The following is a 13,817-nucleotide window of genomic DNA, read 5'->3' as shown; positions in this document are numbered from 1 at the left end:
AACACCCGCGGCGCCCGGATGAACCGGCATGCGGCAACCCGCCGACCCATGCACCTCCAACCGAAACGACCGAGCCCGCCGGAACCTCGACCCCAGCCGACTTGATCCACGCCGCCTTTCACGGCTCCGGAATGTTCAGATCACGCTCGGCACCTCACAGAGCAGCCCTGCTGTTACTCCAGCAGCCCACGAAACTTCCGCATGCTCTCGTCAGCGTCCATCGCCGCTACGGCCGCCTCGAACTCCCGCTCCCATGCTGCGACCTGCTCCTCGGTCGGCTCCGCGGCGAAATACTCATAGGGGCCCACCGAGACGCCCTCACAAACGGATCGGGAAGCGTTCTCCACGGCATCCAGCCCCAAGTCCCGGGGCGTACGCGATCCCGCTGAGAAAAGCACGAAGCCCGCCTCGAACAAGAAGCTCGACGACTCGTCCTGTTCGTATCGGTAGCCCTTCGCCGCCAGGTCCGCGACCACGTCGTCCAACAACCGCCAGGTCAGCTGCACGCCGTCGAGGAATGCCTCATCTCCCCTGCCTGCATCATGCGGAAGCTCAACGAGTTCCACGAGATCGTCGCCGGTATAGGAAATCACCAGCAGCCGGCCGATGTCGTAGACCGCCCGGCTCACCTTCCCGGGATGCATCGGAGGCCCGAGCCGGTTCTCCACTGTCTCCCGGGTCTCACCGATTCGCGCTGCGGCTACGCCCCTACCGGGTTGGATCTCCATGAGGGGATCGTGCCAATACCTCACCCCAACCATCCGCTCGGGAGTCAATTGATGAGCTTGGCAAAGGCCGGTGCCGGACGTACTGATCTGCGATCCGCGCGTCTGACGGGCCGAAGGGGACCCGTCGCTGAAGGCGCTGTGGCCGCATCGCTGATCTCGGCTGATGGCCGTCAGAATCATTCGTCCTGTGGGGCGGTAGCCGGAACCTGATCGGTGCTGTCGTCGACTAGCCTCTGAGCATGTGGGCGGTGGCCGAGTTCGGTGAAGAGCTGACCAAGTTGGGCTGGGTCAGCGATCTGCTGATCGCCGGGTCGCTGGCGTCCGGTGATTACATCGAGGGTGTCAGTGATCTCGACCTGGTCGCGGTGACGCGTGGGCCGGTCGGTGAAAAGCGTCAGGCAGTCCTGGCTTCTCTGCATCCGCGGTGGGATCGGGTGAACCTCGGGTGTGCCTACATCGACGGTGATCGGATCGGTGCGGGTGGGGATCGGCATCCGACCTGGACGCACGGCAGGCTCGTTCAGCGGATCGTCTCCGGGATCACCCGGGCCGAGCTGGTGACCTTCGGCCGGACCGTTTTCGGTCGCCAGCCGCTGGAACTGTTCCCGGCGATGACCGCTGATGATGTTCGCGCGGCGGCCCGTGCCGAGTTGACCGGCTACTGGGCGTGGGCGGCCCGGCGGCCCTGGCTGTGGCTCGATCCGGTGATCGCGGACCTTGGCCTCACCTCGATGGCCCGGGGTCGTCACGCCCTGCGCACCGGTGAACTGCTCACCAAGAGCGAAGCGGTCGAGCAGGCCGCCGCCCCGGCTTCGCTGATCGGGCAGCTCCGCGCCCGCCGCCGGGGTGAGCCCGTGCGATCACCCCGGATGAGCACCGCCTGGATCGCCTGGCACGACGCCCGCCGGACCACCCGATCAGCCGGGCCGTCGTGAAGCCGTCCACCCGAACGGCCGGGTCGTCTGTGAAGGTCTCCGTGCCCTGGTGGGCGGTACTGTCCTCGACAGTGGCTCCGGTTCTGCTGATCGGGGGCTGGACACTCGCCGCTCGACGCCAGCCCATTGGGTTCGACAGCACGGTGGACACGATCAGTGCGCTGGCCGCGCGGGGTGCCACCGACCGGTGGCTGATGACCGCGGCCCTGATCGGTGTCGGCGTCTGTCACGTGGTGACAGCGCTCGGGTTGTCCCAGCCGGCTCGTGCTGGCCGGATTGTTCTCGGTCTCGGTGGTGTCGCGACGGCGCTGGTGGCGGTGTTCCCGCTGCCGATCGCCGGGCCGGCTCCGGAACACGCCGTGGTCGCTGGACTGGCGTTCGCGGCCCTGGCGGTGTGGCCAGCGTTCGCCTGGCGGCGGCATTCCCGCAGCCCGGCGGGGCTGTACCCTGCGGTACTACGTCCGGTGGTGGCGTTCGCCGCGGCGGTGGTGCTGCTCGGACTGGTCGGGTGGTTCACGACGACCCTCACCGGCGTTGGCCCTACCGGTCTCGCCGAACGTGTCGCCGCGGGCGCTCAGGCCTGCTGGCCGCTGGTGGTGGTGCTGTCCTGCCGCCGAAGTTCCCGCGCAGACGCCGGGGCAGCTGGCCGAGACACCAGTGGTCCGGTCAAGTAGTAGCGAGGGTCGTAGCGGGCAAAAGCACCGGCGGGCCGGTCACGTCGTAGGCGGTCAGGACCGCGGCGGTGACGTCGGCAACGGTCAGGCCGGGCAGCACGTCCTCGAGGGTGCCGACGGTGGACGGGTCGAAGTCGTAGCCGAGTTCGCCGTACGCGGCGGTCAGGGCACCACGCAGTACTTCCGTGCCGGTGACCTGGATGACCGTGCTGAACAGCCAGCCGTCGCGGGTGACGCGCTGGGCCGAGCCGACGATCTTCGTACCGGCGGCGTTGATGCTGTAGTCGCCGGGGCAGTACTCGCCGGGCACCGGGCCGATCCGGGCGTCCGCGCCGAGCCCGGCCAGGATCGCGGCGTGCAGCCGGGCGAACCGCTGGAACCGCTCGACCGGATCGAAGGTCTCCGGCGGCTCACGATGGACATGGTCGACGACCACGCTGCCGCGATGATAAGCGGCGAGGCTTCCACCCTGCGGACGGACAACCGGTTCAAAACCTTGCTGTCGTAGGGCGTGAGCAGCCCGTTCGTACCCAAGCCGCCGTGTGTCCCGGCGGCTGAAAGCCGCTGTCGGCTCGGGCGAATGGACACGCAGGATGTCCCGTGCGCCGCCGAGTCCATGGCGCAGCAGCCACGGCCCGAGCGCCACATCATCGGCCGGACCACCCACGGTCTCGTTCCCGACCAGCACTGTCACGCGTCACCGGCCCGCGTCGGGGATCGCGTCGAACTGTTTCGGCACCGAGAGCAGCGTGGCGTGCCCGGGCGGCCAGAAGATCGTGAAGGCGCGGCCGACGACCGCGTCGATCGGGATCGTCGCCTCCTGGATCTTGCCGGCCTCATCGGTGGCGATGCTCTGCGCGTAATGCTGCAGGGAGTCACCGGACGCCTCACGGTGGTCGCCCATCATCCACAGCCGGCCCACCGGGACGGTGATGTCGAAATTCTGACTGGCGACCTGGTTGCGGGTGCCGTCGGATTCCACATAAACGTACGGCTCGTCCAGGGACTGTCCGTTGATGATCAGACGGCGCTGGGTGTCGCAGCAGACCACGTTGTCGCCGGGCTGGCCGATGACCCGTTTGATGAAGTCCTCGCCGTCAGCGCCCGGATGCCACACGGCTGGCGCTTCGAAGACGATGATCTCGCCCCGGCGCGGTTCGCGGAGGGTGTAGACGACCTTGTTGACGAGGACCTTGTCCCACAGTTCGAGGGTGTGCTGCATGGACGCCGACGGAATGAAGAAGGTCTGAAGCACGAAGGTGCGAACCAGAACGGCGACGAGGATCGACACCCCCAGCAGGATGGGAAGTTCCCGCCAGAAGGACTTCTTGCGTTTCTCGGTCTGCTCCTCGATCACACCCGAAGCCTACGACGCCGAGTCACGAAGCCGGGGGTGTCGAGGACGGGCCGGCCAGTCCTCGGAGCACCGCCACGTCGGTGACGTCCTTCGGCCGCCAGGGCCGGCCGTTGCGCAGGCCCGGGAACTGCTCTTTCATGGCGAGCAGGCCCGCGACACTCATGGCCAGAACCGGCGTGCCGTCGAGGGTCACGGGCTCCGCACCGAACGATCCCGGCGGGAACAGCCAGTCGGCGAACCGCCCGAGAGGCTGGCTGAACGAGTCGTCCGGCCGCCGATCGAAATACGCGGTGCTGAACAGGACGCCGTCCCACGTGAACTCGCAGGACTCCTCCGGCGGTTGAGTCGGCAGAACCGTGGCACCGGCGGCTACGAGAAGCGCCTTCGAACGCTCGGCATGTATCCGCTCGACCCAGAACTCCACGTCGCCGTGCTCACGGGTGATCCGGCCGATCCTCGCATCCAGTCCCCAGCCGCCGAACAGCCACGCCGGGACATCGTCCGCCCGGAGGACCGCGACGACCTCGCGGATGAGCCGCAGCTGTCCTGCGGTCTTCTCGTCCATGATGGTGATGCTGCCACGCGAGGAGAGATTCAGGCGCCGGTGAGGGTGGCCTTGACCGTGGCGCCGCTGGTGCGGCCGGTCTTCGTGTCGCTCATCTGCGTTTCGGGGACGACGATGGCGTTCGTCAGGGCGGCGGGCTGCTGGTGCACCCGTTCCAAGGTGGCCGTCGCCAGATGGATCGGCTCCCGGTCCGGCGCGGGCGCGTCGGGGAACGGGCGGCCGAACGAGAGAATCCAGCCCTTACGGGGACGTGGCCGCGCCGGTTATGGCCCGGCGCACTTTCCCGGCGGCCCGCCAGGCGATGTCCACGTCGGCGGGTGTGCACGATTGTGGGCTGTAGAGCGCCCGGCCGGCGAGGTCGCGCAGGGTGCGCCCGTCGGGTTCGGCGGACGCGAGCCGGTCGGTGAGCAGTTCGTGGAGCCGGGCCGGCGTGATCGTCGCCCGTGGTGTTCCGGGTGGCGGCTCACAGGCGTCGAACACCTCGCGCCAGGCGGCGGCGACCCGGGCGTCGGGCCCGCCCGGCCGGTGGCGCCGCCAAATTCGCCGGATGACCGGAATCGACCATCGGAACAGCAGCAGCGCCAGGACGGCGAGGGCCACCACGGCGAGGGTGATCCACAGCCACGGCCACAGCCACGGCGTCGACGGCCCGGCCGGGCGGGGCGAAGACACTGCGGACGGTGCCGGATCAGGGGAAGGCGCGACATCGCCGGCCAGCGGCGGTGGGTCGGCCGGTGCCGGCTGCGGCGTGTCCGGCGGGCTCGGGGGTGGTGCCGGGTCGTAGGCCACCCAGCCGGTGCCGGGCTGGTGCAGTTCGGTCCAGACCTGGACGTCCCGGCTGCGCACGACGGTGGTCGCGGCGAATCCGACGACCACTCGAGCCGGCACCTGCCGCATTCTCATCGCCAGAGCGAACGCCGTCGCGAACTGCACCGTCGTACCGGTCCCGCCCTGCCGGAGCAGCCCTTGCACCGCGGTCGCGGTCGCGCTGACCGGCGCGCCGGTGACGTTGCGCCGGCCCTGGCGAAGCGCCGCCATCACGGCCGGGGCGGGTGCGGAATCCGCCACGGATCCGAGGAAATCGCGCACCGCGACCGCCAGATCGGCCGGTACGTCCCGCGAAGCCGCCGTGACCGGGGCCGCCCTGGCCGCGAACGCGCCGGTCAGCGCGGTCGTTCGGTAGCGGGTTCCGGCGGCCACGGCATGGGTGGTGAACAGGTTCCCGGTCTGCGGCCCGACCGCGTCGACCGGTGCTTGCACCCGGATCGGCCGGTCCACCACCGGCAGGTACGGGCCACGCAGCGCCACCAGCTCGATCGTCCACGTGGTCGCCCCGGCCGGAACGGGACCGTGGTGGGGCGGAACCCCCAGACCGGCGGGCACCGGCAGGTCGGTGGACTGCCAGGTCTGACCGTCGTACGCGTCGAGCACCGCCAGCCGCCACCGGGGAACCGGTGCCGCGTCGGCCTTGAACAGCACCTCCCCGTCCGGTGCGGACAGCCAGCCGCCGACCTGGTCGATCACGTCCACACCCGCCGTCAACCGCGCCGCGGTCCGGAACCGATCACGAGGATCAGCCCCGCCCGGCGCCACCCGGAGCAATCCGAGCAGTGGAACCGCCACCACTAGGACCACCACTACCGCCGCGACGGCACCTGCCGGTGCCCCGGCCCGGCGACGGCCCGCCACGAGCAGCAAACCGGCCGCACCCACACCCAACGCTGCCGGTATCACCTGGGGAGCGCCGAGAAGAGCGAGAACAGTGGCGTCGAGACCCGCGGCCAGCACGCCGTACGCCCCGGCCAGCGCGGCCGGGACGAGCGCCACCAGACTGCCGGGCCGCTGCCGGGCAAGGACCGCACCGGCCGCCGCGGCAACCCCGGTGAGCAGCGCCGGCACGAGTAGTAGCTCAGCGGGTAGCGGCAGGGTGAGCCGCAGTGCCCGGCTCGGGCCGGTCACCATCGACTCGGCGAACCGCAGGGACAGGTCACCCGTCACACCACCGAGCAACACGGCCACGACCGGCCCGGTGAGTGCCGCCGGAACCGCCCACCACCCGCGCGGCAGCAACGCACCGACCAGTACCGCGACGACGCACACCACCAGCGCCACCCGTGCCGGCGACGTGAAGGCCGGCATCCAGGTGAGCCCGGCCGCCCCGGCGCCTGCCGCGAGCGCGACCCGTTCCAGTGGCAGCGCCGGCGTCACCGGGACACCAGCCCGGACCACATCGCTGCGGCACCGGCGAGATCCGTGCCGCTGGTGCCGACGAGCACCGTTTCGTACCCGTACGCCCGCCGTAGCTCTTGATCGTCGCTCGTCGCGGTGATCACGGCGACCGTCCCGGGCGGGCGGGACGACCGGAGGACGGCGGTACGCGGGACGAGGCCGACCAGTGCCTCCCGGGTCGCCACCAGACCGCGCATCGGCTCCGGTTCACCGTCGATCAGCAGGTCCACTCCGGCCAGCACGAACGAGTACGCCAGGTCGACGGCGACCTCGAAGGCCTCCGGATCGGCCGCCGGCCGGGGGTCCAGCACGACCGCCCGGTCCTCGGCGAGCGCCGGCGTGAAGTGCCGGACCTGCAGGTCACCGCCACCGGAGCGGGCGGACGCCGCCCAGTCGATGTGCCGCAGATCGTCGCCGGGCTGGTAGGCGCGCAGCCCCGCGAACGACGATCCGGTCCCGGCACCCATCCGGGCGGGCCGGCCGTCCTGTTCGAGGTCGACGACGTCCGGTGGATCACCGAAATCGACGTGCCGGGGCAGGGCCGTGACCTGCAGGGGTTCGACCGTGAACGGGATACGGCGGCGCCACAGCCCGAGCAGGCCGCGTGATTCCACCCGGTCGACGGTGATCGTGTGCAGGCCCCGGGCCAGCGGCGGGGACACCCAGACCGAGCCGGCCGGCAGGTCGTACGTCTCGGCGACGGCCCGTAACCGGGCGGTCGTTCGGCCGGTCGAGACGACGGTGACGGTGACGGTGGCGCCCCGTTCGACGGTGATCGCGTCGGCGGACAGGCCGAGCCGCAGCGTCCGGCCCGGCCACGGCGGCACCGGCAGCCCGGCGACCAGGAGAACCACGCAGACGACGGCCACCGGAACACCCATCGGATAGCCGAACACCAGGCCACCGCCGAGTGCCGCGGCTCCGGCGGCGGCGACGAGCAGTCCGTCGGCGGTCAGCGGAACCATCGAGGCCGGCCCGCCCGGGGTGTCTCCTGCGGGACCGGCACCTGTGCCACGATCCGATCCACCAGGTCCCGCTGGGCCGGTGCCGAACCCCGGATCCCACGGTCGGCCGGCACCACCCGGTGCGCCAGCACGTCGACGGCGATGTCCCGGATGTCGTCCGGCCGCAGGTAGGGTCGTTCGCCGTCACGGCGGTCCCAGCGCAGCAGCGTGTTGACCCGGGCGGCACGCAGCAGATCGACCCCGGCCCGGGGACTCGCACCCAGCGCGGTCTCCGGATGGTCACGGGTCGCGTCCACGATGTCCAGCAGGTAGTCGTACACCGCGTCGGTGACCTCCACCGCCGCGGCGAACCGCGTCATCGCCAGCAGCGTCTCCACCGGCAGTCCACGGCCGGAGCCGGTGGCGCCCCGGCCGTGTGTCTTCAGCATCTCCCGGGCGGCCGCGCGGTCCGGATAGCCGAGTGACAGCCGCAGCAGGAACCGGTCCAACTGCGCCTCCGGCAGCGGGTACGTACCCAGCGTCTCCTGTGGGTTCTGGGTGCCGACCACCAGGAACGGGTCCGGCAACACTTCCTCGTGCCGGAACGCGGTCACCCGGCGCTCCTGCATCGCCTCCAGCAGCGCCGACTGGGTGCGCGGCGCACACCGGTTGATCTCGTCGAACAGCACGATGTTCGCCACGATCGGACCCTGCCGGAACGTGAACCGGCGGCTGTCCGGTTCGAAGACCGACGTGCCGACGATGTCGCTGGGCAGCAGGTCCGGGGTGCCCTGGATCCGGCTGGCGGTGCCGTCCTCGATCACCGACGCGAGCGCCCGCGCCAGGGTCGTCTTGCCCACCCCGGGCACGTCGTCGAGCAGCAGGTGACCACCCGCCAGCAGGCACAGCAACGCCCGCCGGACCTGGTGCCGTTTCCCGGACAGCTGCCGCTCGACCTGCCCGGTGAGCCACTCGAAATGGGCGGCGAACTCCTCGAAACCGAGGGCTGCCGTGGTGTCGCTCGTCTGCATCCGGGGTCTCCCGTGTGCCGGACATGATGGTCGGGCGCAACGCTAGCCCCCGGCACGGCTGTTGTGACGCAGAGTCATTCGATCGGTGTCCGATGTGACCGTTCAGTGTGCGGGCTACCGGATGATCCGGTTCATCCTTCGCCCGCTCGGGCCGGTTAATCCACTCGATCGAGCACCCCGTTCCGCGTAGCTCCGACCGTAGAGTGCTCCTCTTGCGAGGTGAGCACAGTGACGATGCGTCGCTACGGTGAGTATCGGGGTCGGATCGCTTACGGGGTCGCGCTGCTGGGTGTTCCGGCGCTGGTCGCCGCCGCGGGACTGTGGAGCGGCGGCCTGCGGGCGGCCACGCCGTCGTCCGATCCGGCCACCATGTGGCTGGCCGCCGCGAACGGGCGCCTGGTGCGGGCGAACGCCCTGGTCGCCGAGGGTCCGGCGCAGATCGTCGACAGCCTGTCTTTTCCGGCGGCGGACGGGATGCGGCTGCTGCCGGTGCCGGGCGGAGTCGTCGTCTCCGCCGCTGACGGGACGGTGACCCGGTTGAACGCCCGGGATCGGGTCGCTGTCACGGCTCCGGCCGGTGACGGGGTGGTGGCTGCGGACGGTGAGCGTCTGTACCGCGTACCAGCAAATGATCTTGTCGTGCTCGACGCCGGGACCCTCGCGCCGGCCGCGACCCATCGCCTCGGCCGGGTAACCGGCTGGGCGACGGCACCGGGTGCTCTCTTCGTCGCCGCCGACGGCGACCTGACCAGGGTGGACGCGACGGGCGCGACCCGGGTTCGCGGGCTGGGCGCGACGGCTCCGTTGCTCGCCGGGACCAGTGACGGTGTCGCCGGATTCAACAGCGACAACGGCGAGATCTTTCTGGTACGGGGGACCGAGCCGACCGTGGCCGCGACGATCTCGTCCGGTCCCGCGGACGCGTTCGCCGCCGCACCGGACGGCCGTGGGTTCGCGCTGCTGCGCGGCCGTGAGCTGATCGTGGTCAGCGGCGGTGACCAGTTCCGTCAGGTTCTCACCTTCGATCCCGGTCCGCCGGCCGTCGACGGTGACCTGGTCCATCTGCCGGACCCGGCCGCCGGGACGGTGCACCGTTTCGTGATCGGTGGCGGGCTGCGTGAGGAGAAGCCGCTGGAATTCGGTGCACCCGGGCGTCTCGACGTCGACGTGCACCGCAGCGGGAGCTTTCTCTGGCTGGACGACGTGGGTGGCCGGATCGCCTGGGCCGTCCACGACGGGCAGGCCCGCCGGATCGTCAAATCCGCGGCCCCGGCGGCCACCTCGAACCCGCCACCGTCACCCTCAGTGACACCGCTTCGTTCTTCGCCACCGCCGCCGTCTCCTACTTCGACGACTACGCCGCCTCCGGCCGCCTCCGAGCCGGCCCGGTCACCGCGACCGTCGACGACGGGCAGCCGGAGCACTTCCCGATCGCCTTCCCCATCGCCTTCGAGATCGCCGAAGCCGAGCCCGTCACCGTCGGGGACCGAAGATCCACTCGAGGATTGCGACGGGGAGCTGACCGCCCTATTCGTCGACGACCAGGACAGTACCGGGAAGCGGCCGCGCATCACCGTCACCATCTGTGAGGAAGCGAGTGGTACCGACGAGTACTGGATCGTCAGCCACAGCCAGGACGACTGGTTCGCCAAGACCGAAATCGACGGTGCGGGCACCTACCCCGTCCGGCTGTTGAACGGTTCCGGAGAACCGGGCGAGCCCCGCGACTTCGCCATCGTCGCGGGCCGGACCCAGGGCGGCCGCGACTGGCTGCGCGACAACCTGACCGCCGACAAGAACGGCGAGAACGGGTTCCCCCGCCACGCCCTGCACGACGGCGTCGAGATCATCTCCAACACGTTCTCCACGACTTCCTGAACCACACCCATCGAGGAGAGAGCCATGAAACGAGCAGCCGTTCTTCTGCTGGCCGGAGTCGCCGGCCTGGCTGCCTGCGACGAACCGGAGCAGAAGCAGATCCCGGCCCCGGCGACCCCGGTGGTCACCTCGACGGCGGCTCCGGTCGAGCTCAAAGCCGGGGAGGTCGTCCTGGACTTCCCGGCCGACGAAGCCGACGTCAAACGGTGCGAGATCTTCCGGGGCCGGGCCGCCCTGCCCGCCGACAAGACGATCCTCATCGGGGTCCGCAACAAGGACAACGGAAACCCGGAACGCTACTTCGGTTTGGTCACCGACTGGGAGTACCCCAAGGACCTCGCTACCTGGACCGGCCCGCAGTGGTTCGGTGACAAGGACAGTGCGGCCGGTCAGAGTTTCCGCGTCGAGATCCTGATCATCGACCTGAAGTTGGCCACGAAGCTGAACAAGGAGACCAAAGTCGACGGCTGGCACTCCCGGGAGAATCCGCAGGGCACGACAGTCGCCGCGCACGTCGACCTGAACCGGGTCAAAGGCAGTGGGCCGGCCGACTGTTCTTGATCAGCACTCGTCCCTCTGGTGGACACCGATGTGGGCGCCCTGTCGCAGCCCTCCATTGATCGGTGTCTGGCTGGTGAAGTTTCCCGGAGCGGCTTCTTCGGCCTCGTCGATCGACTTCTGGTTCCCCACCAGCGCGTAGATGTCGAAGTCCTGGTTGGTGCTGTTACCCAGGTGTACCTCCTTCGCCTGCCAGCCGGTGCCGTCCAGTTTTACCTGGTGAAAGAAGTAAAGCTCGCCGTCAGACGCTTTGGTGTTCCGAATCGCCAGCAGAACAGTCTGCTCCGGCGAGAGGCCGGTGGCGGTGCCGCGCACCGTCACACATGCTTTGGTGGTCTGCCCCTCGGTCGGCGAGGTGATCGTGACGCCCGCGACCACCGGGCCACTCACCCAATCCGGTTCGGTGGCCGCCTGCGAAGCCTCCACGGTGGTGGCCGGACCGGGCGTCCCTCGGCCCGTGGTGTTCCGGAGCAGGATCAATCCGACGGTGGCGACCAGGACGACGGCGAGACCGATGCCGACGACGGGTAGCACCGGCCGGGTGCCGGGCGGCTTGCCTTCCGAATCCGGCATGGTCACCGGCGGGGCGGGCACGACGTCGTCCGGTTCCGGTTCCGGTTCCGGATCTGGTTCCGGTTCCGGTTCCGGATCTGGTTCCGGATCTGGTTCCGGATCTGGTTCCGCGGTGGTCGGTTCCGGTGGGACCGGGGTGGCTGCCGGGATCGGCCACGAGGTGGAGACCGTGGGTCGCAGCTGGTAGCGCTTGCCGCCGAAAGCGTCGTCGGCCAGGGCCGGCTCCTCGGAACGGGAGGTGACGACGATCAGGGACTGACCGTTGTCGGTCTGGCGCAGGAACTCGCCCAGCTCCGGCGGGTCCGGTAGTGGACTCCGCCCGCTGTCGATGATCACCAGATGGGGGTGGGAGCGGAGCCGCTGGGCCACCTCTTCCCGCCGGGCTCCCCAGGGCCGGTCGTCGAAACCGGCCAGCTCGTCGACGGTCAGCACGATCCCGGCGATGTGACGCACGATCGCGGAGACGGTGGTGAGGGCTCCGTCGTCGATCGTGACCACCACGTCCTTGGCGGCCAGCCCGGTCCGCAGCCACCACCAGCGCAGCAGTCTCGTGGTGAACCAGGTCTTCCCGACGCCGGCCGGCCCGTGGATCAGCAGGGTTCGCGGGCCGTCGCCGGTGATCAGGCGTTCCACCGCGAACACGTCGTAGTCGCGGCCCTTGACCTCGGTCGGTTCCCGGCCCGCCGCGCCCCTGCTGCTGAAATGTGCGGTCCGCTCGTCCCGGGTCATCGCCCGAAGGTTCAGGTCCAGAGGTACCGGCTGTTGATAGATGACCGGCGCCGACCAGTCCTGCAGGCTCAGGATCTGCTTCTGGGACACCTCACGACGCCGGTCGGCCCGCAGGTCCTTCCGGCACTTGCGGACCGCCTCCGCCGGGCCGATGCCCTTGGCGATCTCCTTGTAGAGCACCGCCATCGTGCGGGAGACGGTGTCCGGGGTGACCGGGTAGGCCATCGCGACGACCGCCTGCACCCCGAAGCTGGCGATCCACTCGGCCAGGCTGGGCTCCCCGCTCGGGACCTCCGCCGACCGGCAGGAGTTGAGCACGGCGATCGGGATGCTGTTGTCGGAGAGCAGTTGCGCCACCTCCGAGGCCGGGATCAGGTCGCAGACACCGGGCTCGTCGGTCTCGAAGATCAGGAACGCGCTGCGGTCGTCGGAGGTACCACCGGGGCCCATCGACATCCGGACCTCGGGTTCCCGGCGAAGGTCCGCGGCCACACCGATCGTGCCGTGCATGTCGAAGTGGACGACCTGATAGACGTCCTCCTGATCGGCCAGATGCCGGCTGAGCGCACGCCAGGTTCCGGGCCGCACCACGTCGACCCGGAACGGCATCTCGGTGTTCCAGGACTCCGCCAGCAGCACCCGGGTGATGCTGCGGTAGTCGAGATCACCCGCGCCGAGTGGCCGTGCCGCGACGACGAGGACGTTGAGCGACGGACCCGACCCGATCGGGGACACCGGGACCTGCCGGTCGAAGATGCCCCGCTGCAACGGCATCTGAACAGCCAGCGGCTCATGGTTGGCGGACTCCTCCATCAGCTCCCAATGCAGTCGATGGAACGCCATCTCGCCGGACACCACCAGACGGCAATGTTGAAAGCGGCCCGCGCGGTACTGGGCCAGCGCCCACATCGCGTCGGGTGTCCCGAAGACCTGGCTGAACAGACGGTGACCGTAGTCCCGGATCGCCTTCTCGGCTCGTTCCTGCCGGGCCGGTGAAGCACGCGGGAAGTTCGGCAGCACCTCGTGGTACCAGTTCAGCGTCTCCTCGAAACCGGCGATACCCGGATCCGCGACGGCGATGCTGATCATCGAGTGGCCGTCGATCCGCAACTGCGCCTCGAACGAGCCGGCCACCGGCCGCCCCGCCTGGATGATCTCGATGGTGGTGATGCCGGGCAGCGTCATGTCCGCGGCTCGTCGCCGGGCGCCTCCACCTCGGCACTCTCGACGACCACGGTCCGATCCTGATCACCGGTGACCTCCGGGACCGAGACGGCTGCGGTGCCGCCGGGCCGGTAGTGCTGGTACAGGCGAGTGGTGATCCCGACCAGGATGTCACTCGCCACGTTGACCGCCAGCGGCACGACCAGGAACTCGACCACGGTCTGCCAGTCGAACGTTCCCGGCCGCTCGCGGTGCACCTCGGGTTGCCCGGCCAGCAGTTCCTTGGCCTCCGGGTCGTTCGCCCACAGGTTCGCGAGCTGCTGGGCGTCCACTTTCAGGCTCGGGTCGAAGACGATTCGGATCTGCGCCACCGGTGACCTCCTCAAGGTCTGTTCGGGGCTGGAGCGTCCGTCCATCGTGCCCCGGCCGGTGCGCCGGGGCATCACCCGACA

13 protein-coding genes are annotated in these 13,817 nt (G+C 69.9%); 4 read left to right on the top strand and 9 right to left on the bottom strand.

What is annotated here, in order from left to right:
- Nucleotides 1-173: 173 nt before the first annotated feature.
- Entirely contained in the window at nt 174-728 is a 555-nt protein-coding gene (locus tag BLU81_RS09060) for a hypothetical protein (RefSeq protein WP_092556806.1), read from the bottom strand.
- 239 nt (nt 729-967) lie between these two features.
- Here BLU81_RS09060 and BLU81_RS09055 point away from each other — a divergent pair, with 239 nt between their 5' ends.
- Nucleotides 968-1,663: a hypothetical protein gene (locus BLU81_RS09055; protein ID WP_092543364.1), complete on the top strand. Its 696-nt coding sequence runs from the start codon at nt 968-970 to the stop codon at nt 1,661-1,663.
- Nucleotides 1,664-1,734: 71 nt separating this feature from the next.
- Nucleotides 1,735-2,337, top strand: coding sequence for a DUF998 domain-containing protein (locus tag BLU81_RS09050; RefSeq protein WP_157751423.1), 603 nt, complete (start codon nt 1,735-1,737; stop codon nt 2,335-2,337).
- On the opposite strand, the gene BLU81_RS47775 is transcribed toward BLU81_RS09050, so the two are convergent.
- The 6 genes from BLU81_RS47775 to BLU81_RS09020 form a co-directional block, all read right to left on the bottom strand.
- Nucleotides 2,330-2,983 carry a lipoate--protein ligase family protein gene (locus BLU81_RS47775; RefSeq protein WP_407923900.1) on the bottom strand — a complete coding sequence of 218 codons (654 nt, stop codon included), beginning with the start codon at nt 2,981-2,983 and terminating at the stop codon, nt 2,330-2,332. The genes BLU81_RS09050 and BLU81_RS47775 overlap by 8 nt on opposite strands.
- 51 nt (nt 2,984-3,034) lie before the next feature.
- Nucleotides 3,035-3,694 carry a signal peptidase I gene (gene lepB / locus BLU81_RS09040; protein ID WP_092543358.1) on the bottom strand — a complete coding sequence of 220 codons (660 nt, stop codon included), beginning with the start codon at nt 3,692-3,694 and terminating at the stop codon, nt 3,035-3,037.
- Between the two features lie 22 nt (nt 3,695-3,716).
- The gene (locus BLU81_RS09035; RefSeq protein ID WP_092543356.1) at nt 3,717-4,259 is read right to left on the bottom strand and encodes a nucleotidyltransferase domain-containing protein; all 543 of its coding nucleotides are present in this window, start codon (nt 4,257-4,259) and stop codon (nt 3,717-3,719) included.
- A gap of 240 nt (nt 4,260-4,499) precedes the next feature.
- The gene (locus BLU81_RS49505; RefSeq protein ID WP_157751421.1) at nt 4,500-6,467 is read right to left on the bottom strand and encodes a DUF3488 and transglutaminase-like domain-containing protein; all 1,968 of its coding nucleotides are present in this window, start codon (nt 6,465-6,467) and stop codon (nt 4,500-4,502) included.
- Nucleotides 6,464-7,453 (bottom strand): DUF58 domain-containing protein, encoded by a 990-nt coding sequence (locus BLU81_RS09025; RefSeq protein WP_092543352.1) that lies wholly within the window; start codon nt 7,451-7,453, stop codon nt 6,464-6,466. Before BLU81_RS09025 ends, BLU81_RS49505 begins: the two co-directional genes overlap by 4 nt.
- Nucleotides 7,441-8,463, bottom strand: coding sequence for an AAA family ATPase (locus BLU81_RS09020; protein ID WP_092543350.1), 1,023 nt, complete (start codon nt 8,461-8,463; stop codon nt 7,441-7,443). Before BLU81_RS09020 ends, BLU81_RS09025 begins: the two co-directional genes overlap by 13 nt.
- A 228-nt stretch (nt 8,464-8,691) precedes the next feature.
- Between BLU81_RS09020 and BLU81_RS09015 the strand changes: the two genes are divergently transcribed.
- On the top strand, nt 8,692-10,341 hold the full coding sequence (locus BLU81_RS09015) for a hypothetical protein (RefSeq protein WP_157751420.1): 1,650 nt from the start codon (nt 8,692-8,694) through the stop codon (nt 10,339-10,341).
- A 24-nt stretch (nt 10,342-10,365) separates the two neighbouring features.
- Nucleotides 10,366-10,902, top strand: a complete 537-nt coding sequence (locus BLU81_RS09010) for a DcrB/PsbP domain-containing protein (RefSeq protein ID WP_092543346.1) — start codon at nt 10,366-10,368, stop codon at nt 10,900-10,902.
- Here BLU81_RS09010 and BLU81_RS09005 read toward each other — a convergent pair whose 3' ends face one another.
- Together BLU81_RS09005 and BLU81_RS09000 are read right to left on the bottom strand one after the other, a co-directional pair.
- Complete coding sequence (locus tag BLU81_RS09005) at nt 10,903-13,386, bottom strand: CHAT domain-containing protein (protein ID WP_092543344.1); 2,484 nt, start codon at nt 13,384-13,386, stop codon at nt 10,903-10,905.
- Nucleotides 13,383-13,736: a hypothetical protein gene (locus BLU81_RS09000; RefSeq protein ID WP_092543342.1), complete on the bottom strand. Its 354-nt coding sequence runs from the start codon at nt 13,734-13,736 to the stop codon at nt 13,383-13,385. Before BLU81_RS09000 ends, BLU81_RS09005 begins: the two co-directional genes overlap by 4 nt.
- Between the last annotated feature and the right edge of the window lie 81 nt (nt 13,737-13,817).

This window comes from Actinoplanes derwentensis, assembly GCF_900104725.1.
In the GTDB taxonomy this organism is placed as follows: Bacteria; Actinomycetota; Actinomycetes; order Mycobacteriales; family Micromonosporaceae; genus Actinoplanes; species Actinoplanes derwentensis.
Note: the sequence above shows the minus strand (reverse complement) of the source record. Positions and strands in the feature narration are given on the sequence as shown.